This window comes from Iamia sp. (assembly GCF_035575815.1).
Lineage (GTDB): Bacteria > Actinomycetota > Acidimicrobiia > Acidimicrobiales > Iamiaceae > Iamia.
In genome coordinates, this window is record NZ_DATLXO010000175.1 from 1 (window position 1) to 13,413 (window position 13,413).

Genomic DNA, 13,413 nt, shown 5'->3' on the forward strand with positions numbered 1-13,413 from the left:
CCGCCCAACGGTCAGACCAGCCGAGGGCGACGAGGGGATCGGTCGGCGACGTGATGCGAGCAGTCTCCCACCGCTGCCCCTCGGCCGGTCACTTCATCCGGTGGGAGTCGCCGCCTCGGCGGCCGGTGGCCGCCAACCCGGGCGAGCCCACGCTCAGGGCGCATTAATGCCAGCATTGCATGCAGGGCTCGCACCCGAACCCCGTGGGAGACTCGAGCATGGCCACGTTGACCATCAGGGCCTTCGACGACGATTGGAAGAGGGCACTGCAGCGCCGCGCCGCCGAGCACGGCCGTTCCATGGAGGCCGAGGCCCGAGCCATCCTCGGTGAGGCACTGGACGACGGCCCGGTCGAGAGGGGGTTGGCGAGCCAGATCCGCCGACGGGTGGCTTTGACCTCGGGGGCCGAGCTCGACATCCCGGAGCGGAGCGACCGACCCCGTGCTGCGGATCTCGAGGCGTGATCGTCCTCGACACCAAGGCCTCACCGCGGACGATCTGCGGGCGACCTACTGGGCTCCGTGACGCATCGATCAGGCGAGGACCTTGGTGAGGGTCTCGCCAAGGAGGGTGACGCGGCCCTCGATGTGGCCGTTGGCGGGGGCGCTGACGGTGACGCCGTCGATCCCGGTGGTGAGGCGCTCGGAGAACAGCTCGCCGATCTCGTCGGGGTCGCCGTGGGGCACCATGGCGCGGACGCCGGCCGCCTCGTCATCCGACATGGAGGCGAGGTCGAGGCCCCGCCCGCCGAGAAACGTGTCGAGCTCGGCCACCGCCTCGTCGTGGGTGGGGGCCACGCACGCCAGCCCGCTCCACGACACGGTGATCTCCGAGCGGTCGCGACCGAGCGCTTCGCAGTGGCCGTCGAGGGCTTCGAGCTTGGACGGGATCTCCTCGGCCCCGCAGATCAGGTTCGAATCGTCCGCGTACTGGGCCACGAGGCGCAGCGTCTTCTTGACCCCGCCGCCGCCGATCATGATGGGGATCTTCCCGACCGGGGGCGGCGAGTTGATGGCGTCGGAGACCTGGTACCACTTGCCGTCGAGGCTGGGACGCTCGCAGGCGAACATGCCCTTGATGATCTGCAGGGCCTCCTCGAGCTTCTCGAAGCGGTCGGTGAAGGTGCCGAACTCGAAGCCCAGCGAGTCGTGCTCGAGCTCGAACCACCCGGCGCCGATGCCGAGCTGGGCCCGGCCCCCGGAGACGACGTCAAGGGTCGTGACCGTCTTGGCCAACAGGGCCGGGTTCCGGTAGGTGTTGCCGGTGACCAGCGCCGAGAGGCGAGCGGTCGAGGTGTGCTGGGCCAGGGCCGAGAGCAGCGAGTAGCACTCGAGCATCTCGAGCTCGGGCGGGCCCAGCATGGGCAGCTGGTAGAAGTGGTCCATCACCATCACGGTGTCGAAGCCCGAGGTGTCGGCCTCGCGGGCCTGGCGGGCGATCACCGGAAAGAGCCCGGCCGAGTCGGTGTCGGGGTAGGTGAAGTTGGGGATCTGGTAGCCGAGTCGCGTCATGCCCCTGACGCTAGGACCGCTCCGCCCCACCTGCTCGCAGGCCACACTGGTCGGGTGGGTCGCACCGTCAACCTCGGCCGAGGGCAGATCGTGCCCTACCCGGAACCGTCGAGCCCCGAGGCGACCGCCGTCGGTAAGGCAAACCGGCGAACTGGCACCAAACCCGAAGTCGAGCTCCGGCGGGCATTGCACGCGACGGGGCTCAGGTTCCGAAAGGACCTTCTCATCCGTGCTGGCGGCACCAGGACGCGCGCAGACGTCGTCTTCCCCAAGCAGCGGCTCGCCGTCTTCGTGGACGGCTGCTTCTGGCACGTCTGCCCTGAGCACTTTCACATGCCCAAGACGAACCTCGGGTACTGGGAACCGAAGCTCCAGGCCAACATCGAACGTGACGCGAGGGTGAGCAAGGGTCTCTCGGCCGATGGCTGGCAGGTGGTCCGGTGCTGGGAGCACGTCGGCGTCGACGATGCGGTGCGCGTCGTCGCCGCGGCGCTTGTCGGACTCGGCCACGTGCGGGCTGGCGAGCTGCTTGCGGCAGCTTCGCCCGTTGTCGCACCCCCTCCGTAGGCTCTGGCCGAACGAGCCACGTGCTCGGAAGGGGGCCTCGGCCTCGGGTCATCCAGCACCGCGCCCGAGGAGGAAGCCGTGGCGGCGAGACGAGAGATCGAAGGTCAGATCGTGATGCCCCTTCGAGCGGAGGGAGGACCGTTACCCGGCGAGCCTCAGCTGCTAAGTTCCCGTTACGTGAGAGGTCCGAACGCGAGTTCCCCACCAAGCTTTCGTTTCGTTGATCTCTTCGCAGGCGTCGGAGGGTTCCATCACGCTTTGGCCGATCTTGGAGGTGATTGCGTCCTCGCGGTTGAGCTCGACGAAGAGTGTCGCCGGGTGTATCAGGCATCGTTCCCGGAGATGGATCCGTCGCAGATCCAGGACGACATTCGCAGGCTGACCAGGGGAAGTCCTCGGCCGGGCGCGGCCGATCTCGGCCTCGACCAGGTCCGTGAGCGCGTTCCGGAGCACGAGGTGTTGTGTGCCGGTTTTCCCTGCCAACCCTTCTCCAAGTCGGGGTTCCAGCACGGAGTCCGCGACCGGACCCGAGGGACGCTCTTCTTTGACATCATGTCGATCGTCCTGGCTCGCCAGCCGGAGTTCGTGATCCTTGAGAACGTACGCAACCTGGCCGGTCCACGCCATGAAGACACGTGGTGGACGATCGTCGAGTCGCTGCGAGACGCGGGGTACTGCGTGTCCGACGAGCCGGTGGTGCTGTCTCCTCACCTCCTCTCCCCGGATCTGGGCGGCGCTCCACAGGTTCGAGATCGCGTCTTCGTCTTGGCCCGGAGGCTGCCGTCGACGAGCGCGATCGAGCTGCGCCACGGTCAGCCCCTGGCTCGGCGGGAGCCGACTGCCGGGTGGGACCCCGACGACTGGAGCGTGGCCGACATCCTCGACGACGACGTCGACATGAGCATCTACGGCATCCGCGATGTCGAGCGGACCTGGCTCGAGGCGTGGCAGGCGTTCGTACAGGGCATCGATGCTGAGACGTTGCCCGGGTTCCCAATCTGGGTCGATGCATTCCGCGTGCGCCCGGTCATCGGCCCCGGCACGCCACGCTGGAAAGAGGACTTCCTCCGGAAGAACAGCGCCTTCTACAACGAGCACCGGGGGTTTCTGGACAGTTGGCGCCGGGAGAGGTGGGGACCGCTCGGCCTCAAGGTCGCCGAGTTCGTGCCCTCGCGTCGCAAGCTCGAGTGGCAGGCCCGCAAAGCTCAGCCTTGGTCCCACGATCGCGACCTCGAGGGTCTCGTTGCGCACTTCAGGCCCTCGGGGGTGCGGGTGAAGCCTCCGTCGTACCTTCCTGCGCTGGTCGCGATCACCCAGACCAGCGTCCTGGGTCCGCAGATCACCGGAACCGATTGGCGGCGCGTCACGCCGCGGGAGGCTGCGCGATTGCAGGACATCCCGTTCCGGGGGTTCGTGGCCGCAGAAGTTGCTGACAAGACCATCTACAAGCAGCTGGGCAACGCCGTGAACGTCGGCGTCGCGCGCCACCTCGCGAGAAGGCTGTTCGACGACGGCGATGCCCCGTGGTGCAACTTCGGTCGGTTATCGACAGCAGGCCAATGGTTAGTGAATCACTAAGATCGTCCTTCCAGGGCACCGCTACGTGTCCAATCTCGAGCATTTACCCGGGGCGCCTTGGACTGAAGAGGCTTTCGTACTCTTGGCTTTGGGTAATGAAGAGATCCGGAGGCACATCTGAGGCGTAAACGCCGAACCATAGCGAGGCCGGCGCGAAGGTGCCGTTGATGACGGCCTGCTGGAGGAGGCTTCGCACAGTCTCCTTAGGGATTTGACGACCTCGATTGTTCTTCTTCACCTGTATGTCTTGCAGGGTCTGCTTCGGTAAGAGGTATAGACCAGGCCGCAAGTACTTGGACTCCAAACTCAGTTCAGTAGCAAATGGAGGCGCGGACTTTGCGACGCGCTCGCAGAAAACTATCTCGACATCGTTCGCACCTGACCCCTTAGCGATCTGTTCGGCGATCCTTGGCCACGCCGCTTTGAAGGGTAGGGCCTCACGCAAGCCAAGGCTGACCTCGTCGTGGCTTGAACTATAGATGATCTCCAGGCTCTGTTGGCCTGCCCAAACACCAATGCCCACTCGCGATTTATTCCGCAGTCGGGCGTTGGTCGAGGCGAAAGAGACCGGCCTACTCAAGTTGGGTGCCAGGCCCATCCTTGGCCTACGAGGGTCGCCAGATCCCAAAAAAATTGCGATAGGATGCTCGGCAGACCAGACGGGCTCAGTGTGAGTGGCATCCCAGTCGATTCCAACATCGCTCACGGTGTGAATCACTTTATGTGAGTACTTAGTGTCTTCTATGGCGTAGTCCCACTCCTTCTCTCCCAGTTGGGCCCGGTTGAAAGTGAGTGTCGGTTCCACTCGATTGATGTAGCTTCCGAGCGCATCAAAGAAGAGATCCTCGAGCAGCGCTGCAGCGTTGAGGCGGTAGTAGTTCTTCCGATACTGCAACTCAGCTGCGGCAAGAGGCATCATGAACTCCGGACGAGCAAACATTCGCCTTACGGCTTCCCCGAGTCGGTGCTCGCTAGGAGACATGCGGACACTCTACGGTCTCACGACGTTCCACGATGGACTCGGCGTTGAAAACATGTTCTTGGTCGCCGGGATCGATGTTGTGGAGTCTCAATCGGGTCACCGGACGGCGGAGTTAGCGCGACAGCGGCGGTGCCGGGGTGGTGCGGGGGCCGAGCCAGTCGACGAGGTCGTCGGCCACGGCGGGGTGGTGCACGAGACGGACGTGGCCCACGCCGGCGTGCTGGCGCACCCGGACGTTGGGTCCGCCCCCCTTGGCCGGTCCGGTGGAGCTGCGGGGGTGGACGAGGCCGTCGCCGAGGAGACGGCTGAGCGGGTGGGTCGGGGTGCGGAGCGTGGAGGCGACGAACGAGTGGTGGGCGTGGGGCAACAGCTCGGCGAGGGTGCGGATCGCCGGCACGGGATCGTCGCCGTCGGCGGCCACGGGCGGGCGTCCGGGCCAGCCCTCGGTCAGGTCCCGGATGCCGGGGCTGCGCAGGTCGAGGATCCCACCCAGGCCCCGGGTCTCGGGGAGGCGCCCGAACGTCTGGGCGCCGCGGGCGGCCAGCACGGCCAGCCACGATCCCCGGTGCGGGGTGCCGAGGGTGACGACGTGGCGCACCCGGTCGGTCCAGGGCTGAGCCTCCTCGACCCCGTGGTGGCAGGCCACGCCGACGACCAGCCCGCCCATCGAGTGGCCGACGAGGGCGACCTCGGCCACCGGCACCGGCCACGCGTCCACGAGGCGGTCCACGAGGTTGGCGAGGTCGCGCCCGCTGGCGGTGACCGGGAGACCGGTGTTGTAGCCCACCTCGAGCGGTGTCCAGCCCTCGTCCGCCAGCCGCTCGGAGTAGGACGGCACCGGCCGGCCGTCGCGGTCGGCGGACCACCATCGCCACGACGCCGTCGTCTCCGCCAGCCCGTGGACGAGGAACACGACGCGGTCGGCGACGGCGCCGACCTCCTCGGCGAGGACGGCGGGATCGGTCGACACCGGACGCCCGTGCTGGGTGAGGGTGGTGCGCACGGTGAGATCGTCGGCCCGCCCGTCCATCCAGTCGCCGAGCAGGCCGCTGGCGAAGGCGAGGGCCTGGGCACCCCGGGGATGAGCCGAGAGCGAACGCCGGTCCTGGCGGCCGTGCGCCATGGCCAGCAGCGTGCCCGCCGCGGCCCCCGTGAGCCGGGCCCCACCTCGCACCGACGCGTACACCGCACCGGAGAGGCCGTCGTGGACGAGGCGCACCGGGGTGGCCGCCGGTCCGAAGGGCCGGAACACCCGGTCGGCGAGGGCCCGATGGGTGTCGCGCACCGGGATGGTGAGCTGGTCGACCAGGGCCCCGGCCAGCCGGGCAGCCCCCGCCACCTCGTCGATGACGGGCTCAGCGGCCGCCTCTAGGTCGCGCGGAGTCGTCATCGCCCCCCGAGGCTGCCACACCCGTGACCTTCGGACCCATGTCCGCCACCACGGTGGACTCGGGCCCCAAGGTCGGCGACCAGAACGCCTGACGGCGCCGGATCGGTCCGGGGCGTGGCTACCCTCGGCCCCGTCGACGTCGGCCGCAGGCCGTCTGACCCACCGACAGGAGCCACCGTGGCCGACAGCGAACCGCCTGTCTCCCCCGTCGAAGGGGCCTCGACGGGCGACTTCAACGACGCTCTCGGGCTCGAGTTCGTGTCCGTCGGCCCCGACGAGGTCGTGCTGCGCCTGCCCATCGGACCTCACCTGCACCAGCCCTACGGCATCGTCCACGGCGGGGCGTGGTGCGCCGCGGTCGAGACCGCGGCGAGCGTCGGCGCCGCCACCTGGCTCGCGGACAGGGGCAACGTGGTCGGCGTGTCGAACCACACCGACTTCCTGCGCGCCGTGCGCGAGGGCACCGTCACGGTCCGGGCCACCCCGATCCACCGGGGCCACACCCAACAGCTGTGGCTCGTCGAGCTCCACGACGAGACCGATCGGCTCGTGGCCCGTGGGCAGGTCCGGCTCCAGAACCTCGAGACCGCCGGCACCCTGGCCTCACCGACCCCCGGATGACAGCCCCGCTCCCGGTTGCGGTCGGCAACGACGCCGATGAGACTCGCCCGGGACCATCCCCGAGGGGGTCCGCGCCCCACCCGATGCCCAACCCCCAGGAGGGCCCGTGACGAGCGAGGGGTACCACGAGCCACTCGACAAGCTGAGCGAGCGCACGCTCGATCACCACCGCGCCATCGCGGCGCTGATGGAGGAGCTCGAGGCCGTCGACTGGTACGACCAGCGCGTCGAGGCCACTGGCGACGAGGAGCTGGCGGCGATCCTCGCCCACAACCGCGACGAGGAGAAGGAGCACGCCATCATGACCCTGGAGTGGCTCCGCCGACGCGACCCGGTGTTCGACGAGAACATGCGCACCTACCTCTTCACCGAGGGTTCGGTCCTCGATGCCGAGGACGACGCCACGAGCGGCGACGATGCCGACGACGCCGAGGGCGGCCCCGCTGCGGCCGCGACACCCGCGTCTCCGGGCGACGGCAGCCTCGGCGTGGGCAGCCTGCGCGGCGACGACTTCTCCCTCTGATCCTCCCTCCCGCACCGACCTGGAGCCTCCTGCTGTGAACCACCTCCTCCGCGACCTCGCCCCCGTCTCCGAGGCCGCCTGGGCCGAGATCGACAGCGACGCCACCCGCCACCTGACCCACTTCCTCGCCGCCCGCAAGCTGGTCGACTTCGTCGGCCCGTGCGGCTGGGACCGCTCGGCAGTCAGCCTCGGGCGGGCCTCGACGTTGCCCGACTCGCCCCTGGCCGGCATCGTCGCCGCCCAGCGCCAGGTGCTGCCCCTGCTCGAGCTGGGGCGCCAGCTGACCCTGGTGCGCTCCGAGCTCGAGGCCGTCGACCGTGGAGCCGCCGACGCGGATCTCGATCCGCTGGCCGACGCCTGCCGCGAGCTGGCCCTCGCCGAGGACAGCCTGGTGTTCAACGGGTTCGAGGGCGCCGGCATCACGGGCATCGCCGCCGCCTCGCCCCATGTTCCGATCGCCCTCTCAGAGCAGTTCGACCGCTATCCCAACCACGTGGCCAAGGCGGTGGCCGTGCTCAAGGAGGCCGGTGTCGGTGGCCCCTACGCCATAGCCCTCGGGCCCCGCTGCTACACCGGCGTCATCGAGACCACCGAGCGGGGTGGGTACCCGATCCTGCAAGCACCTGCACCTGATCCTCGGCGGCCCGGTAATCTGGGCGCCGGCGGTCGACGGGGCCATCGTGCTCAGCCAGCGCGGCGGCGACTTCTGAGCTCACCGTCGGCCAGGACATCTCGGTCGCCTACCGCAGCCACGACGCCGACTCGGTCACCCTCGAGCTGCAGAAGAGCGTGGCCTTCCAGGCCCCGTCCCCCGAGGCCGCCGTCGCCCTCCGCTACGAGGATTGACTTCCTCGCGGCCGACAGTTCCACTTGGTAGGTTGCTGATCCCACCAACTGAGCGAGGTGTCGATGAGAGTCGAGACGTTCAGGGTTTCGACGTCCGGTCAGATGAGCTTGCCGGCCGCAGCCCGTCGCCGCTGGAACCTCGACCAGGGTGGGCCGGTCGAGGTGATGGACCTCGGCTTCGGTGTGCTCACCGTCCCGGCGGGAGAGGCACGGCGGCCTCTGGACGAGGTCCTTCCGGCTGAGGACCACTACGCCGCGGTCGCCGCCGACGACGATCCTGACCTCGCGACGACGTGACGGTCGTCCTCGATGACCTCCTGGTGTCCAACCGGGACGACGGGCCCGGCGTCCGGCGGTGCTGCGAGAGACTCGGCGTCGCCTACGACGCCCTGCCTCGCTGAGGCCGGCTCCTTTGAGTTGAGCCGTCCACGAGCCCGATCTGGGCTCGGACCTGGCAGGTGCAGGCCGCTCTGGTAGACACGTGTCCAGCGTGGCACGATGCGGCGGCTGCCGACCCGAGGAACGCCCGATGACCGCACCGGACCCCACCACCGTGACCGCCGCGCTCTGGGACGCCGTCTACGCCCGGGACTGGGAGCGGCTCGCGGCCCACCTCGGCCCCGGGGCGATCTACTACGACGTGCCCACCGGGCCATCGACCGCGGCCAAGGGACCCGACGCAATCGTCGGACGGCTCCGGCTCGGCATCGAGCCGCTCGTCCGCTACGAGCACGTCGGTGGCCGGGTGGCCACCGCGGGCGACATCGTCATGGTCGAGCACGCCGAGATCTGGGGCTGGGAGACCGGCGAGGAGACCACGCTCCCGTTCGTGTCGGTGCATCGGGTCGAGGGCGACTCGGTGGTGCTGTGGAAAGACTACTGGAGCTACGGCCAGCTGCTCGACCACGCCCCCGAGTGGTGGAAGGAGCGCCGCTTCAGCGCGGATCTCTGGTGGCTCCACGACGCCGCCGACGACCCCGGCCTGTGAGGGCGGTGCGGGTGCCCGTCGGCGGCGGCATCGAGCTGGCCGACGTGCCCCAGCCGGACCCCGGGCCGGGCCAGGTGCTGGTGCGGGTGGCCGGAGCGGGGCTCTGCCACTCGGACGTCACCATCGCCCGCGTCCCCGACTTCTACGGCGGTGGTCCCTTCACCCTCGGCCACGAGACTGCCGGGTGGATCGCCGGGTGGGGCCCCGGCGTCGTCGGCCTCGAGGAGGGCGCGCCGGTCGTCGCCCACGCCGAGTGGGGCTGCGGCGGGTGTGCGACGTGCCGCCGGGGCGACGAGCGCCTCTGCCCCGTCGTCGCCCCCATCGCCGGGGCCGGGCTCGGCGCCAACGGCGGCATGGCCGAGTACCTGCTCGTGCCCGCCGCCCGCTACCTCGTGGCCCTGGGTGACCTCGACCCCCGCGACGCCGGCCCCCTCGACGACGCCGCCCTCACGCCGTACCACGCCATCCGCAGGGCCCGCGACGAGCTGGTCGGCGGCTCGCTGGCAGTGGTCATCGGAGCCGGCGGCGTCGGCCACATGGCCATCCAGATCCTGAAGGCGGTGAGTGCGGCCACCGTCGTGGTGGTCGAGCCCAACGAGGCCCGCCGCTCCTTCGCCCTCGACCTCGGGGCCGACGTCGCCGTGCACCCCGACGACGACCTGGCCGGCCAGGTGCGGGCTCTGCGCCCCGACGGCGCGTCGGTCACCTTCGACCTCGTCGGCACCGACGCCACCCTCGCCCTGGCCGCGTCGGTGGCGTCGCCCCGCGGACGGGTGGTGCTGATCGGCACCAAGCTCGGGTCGTTCTCGTTCAACCTCCTCTCCCTGCCGTGGGAGTGCCGGCTGCACACCTCCTACGCCGGTGAGCCCCGCGAGCTCGAGGAGGTCGTGGCCCTGGCCCGAGCCGGGCACATCACCGTGCACACCCGCCACCTCGACCTGGACGCGGTGCCCGCCGCCATCGCCTCGCTCGAGCGGGGCGACCACGGCGTCGGCCGCGCCATCGCCGTCCCCTGACCTCGAAGGGTGACCCCGGGTCGTCGCCGCACCCGACGGTGTGGTCCCATGGGGCATGGCTCGAAACGTCCTCGGCACCGAGCTGCAGTCGTGCAGCACCGATCCCGTCACCGGCTTCTACCGCGATGGCTGCTGCAACACGGGCGGCGACGACGCCGGGGTGCACACGGTGTGCGCGCGGGTCACCGCCGACTTCCTGGCCTTCTCGGCCCAGGCCGGCAACGACCTCTCGAGCCCTATGCCCCAGCACGGCTTCGCCGGCCTCCAGCCGGGAGACCAGTGGTGCCTGTGCGCCAGCCGGTGGCACGAGGCCCTCGAGGCGGGCGCCGCACCGGCGGTCGTGCTCGAGGCCACCCACGTCGCCACCCTCGAGTGGGCCGACCTCGCCGACCTGCAGGCCCACGCCGCCCCACCCCGCGCCGCCGCCGACTGATCCCACGGGCCCGCGCGAGGCTCCCGCGGCCGGCTGCAGGACCGTCACCACCATCAAGGTCGAGATCGCCACCCTGCTGGACCGAGAGGGCGCAGGGAGGCGGCCGTTTCGCAGGTCTGGCGCCACAGCTGCCGGACGTGCGGTCAAGGGAGGATGAGGTGGGTGTCGCCGAACTCGTGCCAGAGGTAATCCTCGGCGATGGCCGCCGCGTAGGACCGGCGCAGCAGGGCCTCGCCGCCGACGGCCTCGAGCATCAGCAGGTGCGACGCCTCAGGTTCGTGCCAGCCGGTGAGTATGCCGTCGACGACTCGCACCCCGCGCTCGGGGGTGACCACGAGATCGGTCCACCCGTCGAAGCGACGGACCCGACCGGCGGCGTCGACCGCGGACTCCAGCGCCCGCACCACGGTCGTGCCGATGGCGATCACCCGCCCACCGGCGGCACGGGTCTGGGCGACGCGTGCGGCGGTCACCTCGGGCACCACGACCCGCTCGGGGTAGGGCAGCTCGTCGGCCTCCAACGACGCCACACCCGTGTGGAGCAGCACCGGCGTGACGCCAACGCCCTTGGCCACCAGGCGGGTGAGGATCTCGGGGGTGAAGGCCCGTCCGGCACTGGGCATCTCTGCCGACCCGGGGTTGGTGACATAGACGCTCTGGTAGGCCGCCAAGGGCCACTGGCGCGCCACGTAGCCGTAGCGGATGGCCCGGCCGTGGGTGCCGAGCCAGGCTCGTAGGGGCCCCGGGGTCGCCACCGCCGCGACCCAGAGGCGACCGGCCTCGCCGTAGGGCTCGACGAGGGCCAGGGAACCGCCGGCGGCGAGGGTGAGCTCGCCCACCGGGAGCGGCCCGTTCCACCGCTCGGTGGTGCCCCCCGACGGTCGCCGGGGCTCGACCACCCACTGCCCGTCGTCGAGGCGGGTCGACAGGTGGACCACCAGCCGCGTCCCGTCCACCGCAACGGCGTCGATCGCGGCGGGCAGGGTGCCCGACGTGTTGACCACGACCAGGTCGCCGGGGTCGAGAAACGTCGGGAGCAGGGTGAAGGTCGAGTGCACCAGCACCTCGTCACCGCGGCGGGCCACCATCAGGCGCACCGCGTCGCGGGACAGGCCCCGAGCCTCGGGTGGTTCGTGGGCCTCGAGCGCGGTCGGTAGCTCGAAGGCGAGGCGACGGGGCGCGGGTGCCGGGACCCGCGAGGGACCCGGTCCACCGCTCGCGGCGGGCCCTCGGTCGGTGGCCGCCGCGGTCACGTCGTCGCTCCGGCGCGGTCGGCCGCCCGATAGCGGCCCGAGGGTGGACGCTCGGCCAGGAGGCGCCGCAGGACGGGCAGGACCGTCTCGGGCTCGGGGCGGTCCGAGATGTCGTCGCCGGGGAACGCGTCCTGGTGCATCCGGGTGCGCATGTCGCCCGGGTCGAACCGGTACACGCGCAGGGCGGGTTCCTCGGCGCCGAGGATGTGGGCGAGCTGCTCGAGCGCCGCCTTCGACGCGCCGTAGGCGCCCCAGCCCTCGTAACCCTCGACCGCCGCGTCGGAGGTGACGGCCACGACGGTGCCGCCGGCGGCGCGCAGCGCGGGCAGGGCCTGCTGGACCAACCCGACCTGGGCGACGGTGTTGACCCGGAGGGTCACCTCGAGATCCGCCAGCGACAGCTCGGCGAGCGACGGGAGCGGGCTGGGCCCGAGGGTGCCGGCGTTGGCCACGAGCAGGTCGAGCGGACCCCGCTCCTCGGCCGCCTCGACCAGGGCCCGGCGGTGGGCCGGGTCGGCGATGTCGCCGGCGAGCGCCCGGACGGTGCCGCCCGCCGCCTGCAGCTCGCGGGCCACCTCCTGGAGGGGGCCGGCGGATCGGGCGTCGATGACGAGGTCCCACCGGTCGCGGGCCAGGTCGAGAGCGAGAGCCCGACCGAGGCCTCGGGATGCGCCGGTGACGATTGCGGTGGACATGGGTGGTCTCCTTGGTGGGTTCTCGGTTTAAACAAGCACCTACTTGTGATATTCCACGGCGCTGAGCCGGCGGGGTGCCGAGGACGAGCCGGTGATCGGGCCATGACCGGTTGCGACCCGCGGCCGAGGTCCTCGTCGACGAGGCGCGGGTGCGGGCCCTGCTCACCGAGCAGCACCCCGACCTGGCGGACCGGACCCTGCGGTTGCTCGGCTCGGGCTGGGAAAACGTGCTCTACCGGCTGGACTCCGCCGACGCCCCCGGCTACGGCGAGCTGGGCCTCCGCACCCTCGCCGCCGTCCTCGCCGACGCCCCTGGCACAGGGCTGCGGTCCCCGACCGACGCGGAGGGACACTCCTAGAGGAAGGGCACCAGCAACGGGTCGAGCAGGTCGTGGAGGGCCCGGCGGGCGAGCTCGTCGTCATGGAGGGGCAGGGTGCTCTGCGGCGTCGTCACCAGCGTGGCCGCGAACCGCACGAGCAGCTCAGCGGTGTGGCGGGCCCGATCGGTCGGCTCGCGCCCGTTGGCCCGGCGGTCCTCCTCCACCAGGAACGTCACCGCCACGTTGATCAGCGCACCGGCCTCGACCGACAGGAGGCGCAGCAGCTCGGGCTCGGAGCGCACCAGCGGGGCGAGCGGCGAGCTCTCGACGGCGCGGAGGCCGGCGAGCAGTCCCTCGATGATCCGGTCCTCGTGGCGCTCGAGGTGCCCGACGGCGGCGGCGATGGCAGCGAACATCCGCCGCACCTCGCGAGCCAGCACGGCGTGGATCAGGTCGTCGCGCCCGTCGAAGCGGCGGTAGATCGTGGTTCGCCCCATGCGCCCGTGCTCGGCGATCGCCTCGACGGTGCAGTGCCGGAGCCCGCCGGAGAGCAGCACCGAGGCGGCGGCGTCGAGGATGGCCTCGGTGATGTCATCGGTGGGGTCAGGGGCGAGCTCGGGACCGGCCACGGCCCCGACGAGGGGGCCGAGGCGGATCTGGGGGACCCGGCGCATCAGCGGGGGCGCACGG

The 13,413-nt window shown here is 70.8% G+C and carries 17 protein-coding genes; 11 read left to right on the forward strand and 6 right to left on the reverse strand.

Annotated features, from left to right (window positions below; all coding sequences use genetic code 11):
* The first annotated feature begins 218 nt into the window (after positions 1-218).
* Positions 219-464 (forward strand): FitA-like ribbon-helix-helix domain-containing protein, encoded by a 246-nt coding sequence (locus tag VNL12_RS17755; protein ID WP_325596280.1) that lies wholly within the window; start codon positions 219-221, stop codon positions 462-464.
* 69 nt (positions 465-533) lie between these two features.
* Here VNL12_RS17755 and VNL12_RS17760 read toward each other — a convergent pair whose 3' ends face one another.
* Positions 534-1,511: an LLM class F420-dependent oxidoreductase gene (locus tag VNL12_RS17760; protein WP_325596281.1), complete on the reverse strand. Its 978-nt coding sequence runs from the start codon at positions 1,509-1,511 to the stop codon at positions 534-536.
* Positions 1,512-1,565: 54 nt separating this feature from the next.
* On the opposite strand from VNL12_RS17760, the gene VNL12_RS17765 reads away from it, so the two are divergent.
* A complete protein-coding gene (locus VNL12_RS17765; RefSeq protein WP_325596282.1) occupies positions 1,566-2,078 on the forward strand; it encodes a very short patch repair endonuclease in 513 nt (170 codons plus the stop codon).
* Between the two features lie 177 nt (positions 2,079-2,255).
* Positions 2,256-3,656 (forward strand): DNA (cytosine-5-)-methyltransferase, encoded by a 1,401-nt coding sequence (gene dcm / locus VNL12_RS17770; protein ID WP_414654926.1) that lies wholly within the window; start codon positions 2,256-2,258, stop codon positions 3,654-3,656.
* Positions 3,657-3,699: 43 nt separating this feature from the next.
* Here dcm and VNL12_RS17775 read toward each other — a convergent pair whose 3' ends face one another.
* Both VNL12_RS17775 and VNL12_RS17780 read right to left on the reverse strand, forming a co-directional pair.
* Positions 3,700-4,638 (reverse strand): hypothetical protein, encoded by a 939-nt coding sequence (locus VNL12_RS17775; protein ID WP_325596283.1) that lies wholly within the window; start codon positions 4,636-4,638, stop codon positions 3,700-3,702.
* A 112-nt stretch (positions 4,639-4,750) separates the two neighbouring features.
* Positions 4,751-6,028: a hypothetical protein gene (locus tag VNL12_RS17780; RefSeq protein ID WP_325596284.1), complete on the reverse strand. Its 1,278-nt coding sequence runs from the start codon at positions 6,026-6,028 to the stop codon at positions 4,751-4,753.
* Positions 6,029-6,205: 177 nt separating this feature from the next.
* Here VNL12_RS17780 and VNL12_RS17785 point away from each other — a divergent pair, with 177 nt between their 5' ends.
* The 7 genes from VNL12_RS17785 to VNL12_RS17815 all read left to right on the forward strand — a co-directional run bounded on the left by VNL12_RS17785 (position 6,206) and on the right by VNL12_RS17815 (position 10,455).
* Positions 6,206-6,649, forward strand: a complete 444-nt coding sequence (locus tag VNL12_RS17785; RefSeq protein WP_325596285.1) for a PaaI family thioesterase — start codon at positions 6,206-6,208, stop codon at positions 6,647-6,649.
* Between the two features lie 106 nt (positions 6,650-6,755).
* Positions 6,756-7,172 carry a ferritin-like domain-containing protein gene (locus VNL12_RS17790; protein WP_325596286.1) on the forward strand — a complete coding sequence of 139 codons (417 nt, stop codon included), beginning with the start codon at positions 6,756-6,758 and terminating at the stop codon, positions 7,170-7,172.
* Positions 7,173-7,206: 34 nt separating this feature from the next.
* The gene (locus VNL12_RS21360) at positions 7,207-8,049 is read left to right on the forward strand and encodes a family 1 encapsulin nanocompartment shell protein (protein WP_325596287.1); all 843 of its coding nucleotides are present in this window, start codon (positions 7,207-7,209) and stop codon (positions 8,047-8,049) included.
* A 32-nt stretch (positions 8,050-8,081) separates the two neighbouring features.
* Positions 8,082-8,315: an AbrB/MazE/SpoVT family DNA-binding domain-containing protein gene (locus VNL12_RS17800; RefSeq protein WP_414654927.1), complete on the forward strand. Its 234-nt coding sequence runs from the start codon at positions 8,082-8,084 to the stop codon at positions 8,313-8,315.
* Positions 8,316-8,547: 232 nt separating this feature from the next.
* Positions 8,548-9,006: a nuclear transport factor 2 family protein gene (locus VNL12_RS17805; RefSeq protein ID WP_325596289.1), complete on the forward strand. Its 459-nt coding sequence runs from the start codon at positions 8,548-8,550 to the stop codon at positions 9,004-9,006.
* 11 nt (positions 9,007-9,017) lie between these two features.
* Positions 9,018-10,022, forward strand: a complete 1,005-nt coding sequence (locus VNL12_RS17810) for a zinc-binding dehydrogenase (protein ID WP_325596290.1) — start codon at positions 9,018-9,020, stop codon at positions 10,020-10,022.
* Between the two features lie 55 nt (positions 10,023-10,077).
* Positions 10,078-10,455, forward strand: coding sequence for a DUF2237 domain-containing protein (locus VNL12_RS17815; RefSeq protein ID WP_325596291.1), 378 nt, complete (start codon positions 10,078-10,080; stop codon positions 10,453-10,455).
* 143 nt (positions 10,456-10,598) lie between these two features.
* Here VNL12_RS17815 and VNL12_RS17820 read toward each other — a convergent pair whose 3' ends face one another.
* Positions 10,599-11,708, reverse strand: coding sequence for an S-adenosylmethionine:tRNA ribosyltransferase-isomerase (locus VNL12_RS17820; RefSeq protein ID WP_325596292.1), 1,110 nt, complete (start codon positions 11,706-11,708; stop codon positions 10,599-10,601).
* Complete coding sequence (locus VNL12_RS17825) at positions 11,705-12,403, reverse strand: SDR family NAD(P)-dependent oxidoreductase (protein ID WP_325596293.1); 699 nt, start codon at positions 12,401-12,403, stop codon at positions 11,705-11,707. The genes VNL12_RS17820 and VNL12_RS17825 overlap by 4 nt, the downstream gene beginning before the upstream one ends.
* A 110-nt stretch (positions 12,404-12,513) precedes the next feature.
* On the opposite strand from VNL12_RS17825, the gene VNL12_RS17830 reads away from it, so the two are divergent.
* Positions 12,514-12,762 carry a hypothetical protein gene (locus tag VNL12_RS17830; RefSeq protein WP_325596294.1) on the forward strand — a complete coding sequence of 83 codons (249 nt, stop codon included), beginning with the start codon at positions 12,514-12,516 and terminating at the stop codon, positions 12,760-12,762.
* Here the strand turns inward: VNL12_RS17830 and VNL12_RS17835 are convergent.
* Entirely contained in the window at positions 12,759-13,397 is a 639-nt protein-coding gene (locus VNL12_RS17835; RefSeq protein WP_325596295.1) for a helix-turn-helix domain-containing protein, read from the reverse strand. The two genes, VNL12_RS17830 and VNL12_RS17835, sit on opposite strands and share 4 nt — an antisense overlap.
* Positions 13,398-13,413: the final 16 nt, after the last annotated feature.

What these genes read in the sequence shown, in the direction of transcription:
- VNL12_RS17755 (WP_325596280.1), top strand. Translation starts at nt 219, where the DNA reads ATGGCCACGTTGACCATCAGGGCCTTCGACGACGATTGGAAGAGGGCA.
- VNL12_RS17760 (WP_325596281.1), bottom strand. Translation starts at nt 1,511, where the DNA reads ATGACGCGACTCGGCTACCAGATCCCCAACTTCACCTACCCCGACACC.
- VNL12_RS17775 (WP_325596283.1), bottom strand. Translation starts at nt 4,638, where the DNA reads ATGTCTCCTAGCGAGCACCGACTCGGGGAAGCCGTAAGGCGAATGTTT.
- VNL12_RS17780 (WP_325596284.1), bottom strand. Translation starts at nt 6,028, where the DNA reads ATGACGACTCCGCGCGACCTAGAGGCGGCCGCTGAGCCCGTCATCGAC.
- VNL12_RS17800 (WP_414654927.1), top strand. Translation starts at nt 8,082, where the DNA reads ATGAGAGTCGAGACGTTCAGGGTTTCGACGTCCGGTCAGATGAGCTTG.
- VNL12_RS17805 (WP_325596289.1), top strand. Translation starts at nt 8,548, where the DNA reads ATGACCGCACCGGACCCCACCACCGTGACCGCCGCGCTCTGGGACGCC.
- VNL12_RS17815 (WP_325596291.1), top strand. Translation starts at nt 10,078, where the DNA reads ATGGCTCGAAACGTCCTCGGCACCGAGCTGCAGTCGTGCAGCACCGAT.
- VNL12_RS17825 (WP_325596293.1), bottom strand. Translation starts at nt 12,403, where the DNA reads ATGTCCACCGCAATCGTCACCGGCGCATCCCGAGGCCTCGGTCGGGCT.
- VNL12_RS17835 (WP_325596295.1), bottom strand. Translation starts at nt 13,397, where the DNA reads ATGCGCCGGGTCCCCCAGATCCGCCTCGGCCCCCTCGTCGGGGCCGTG.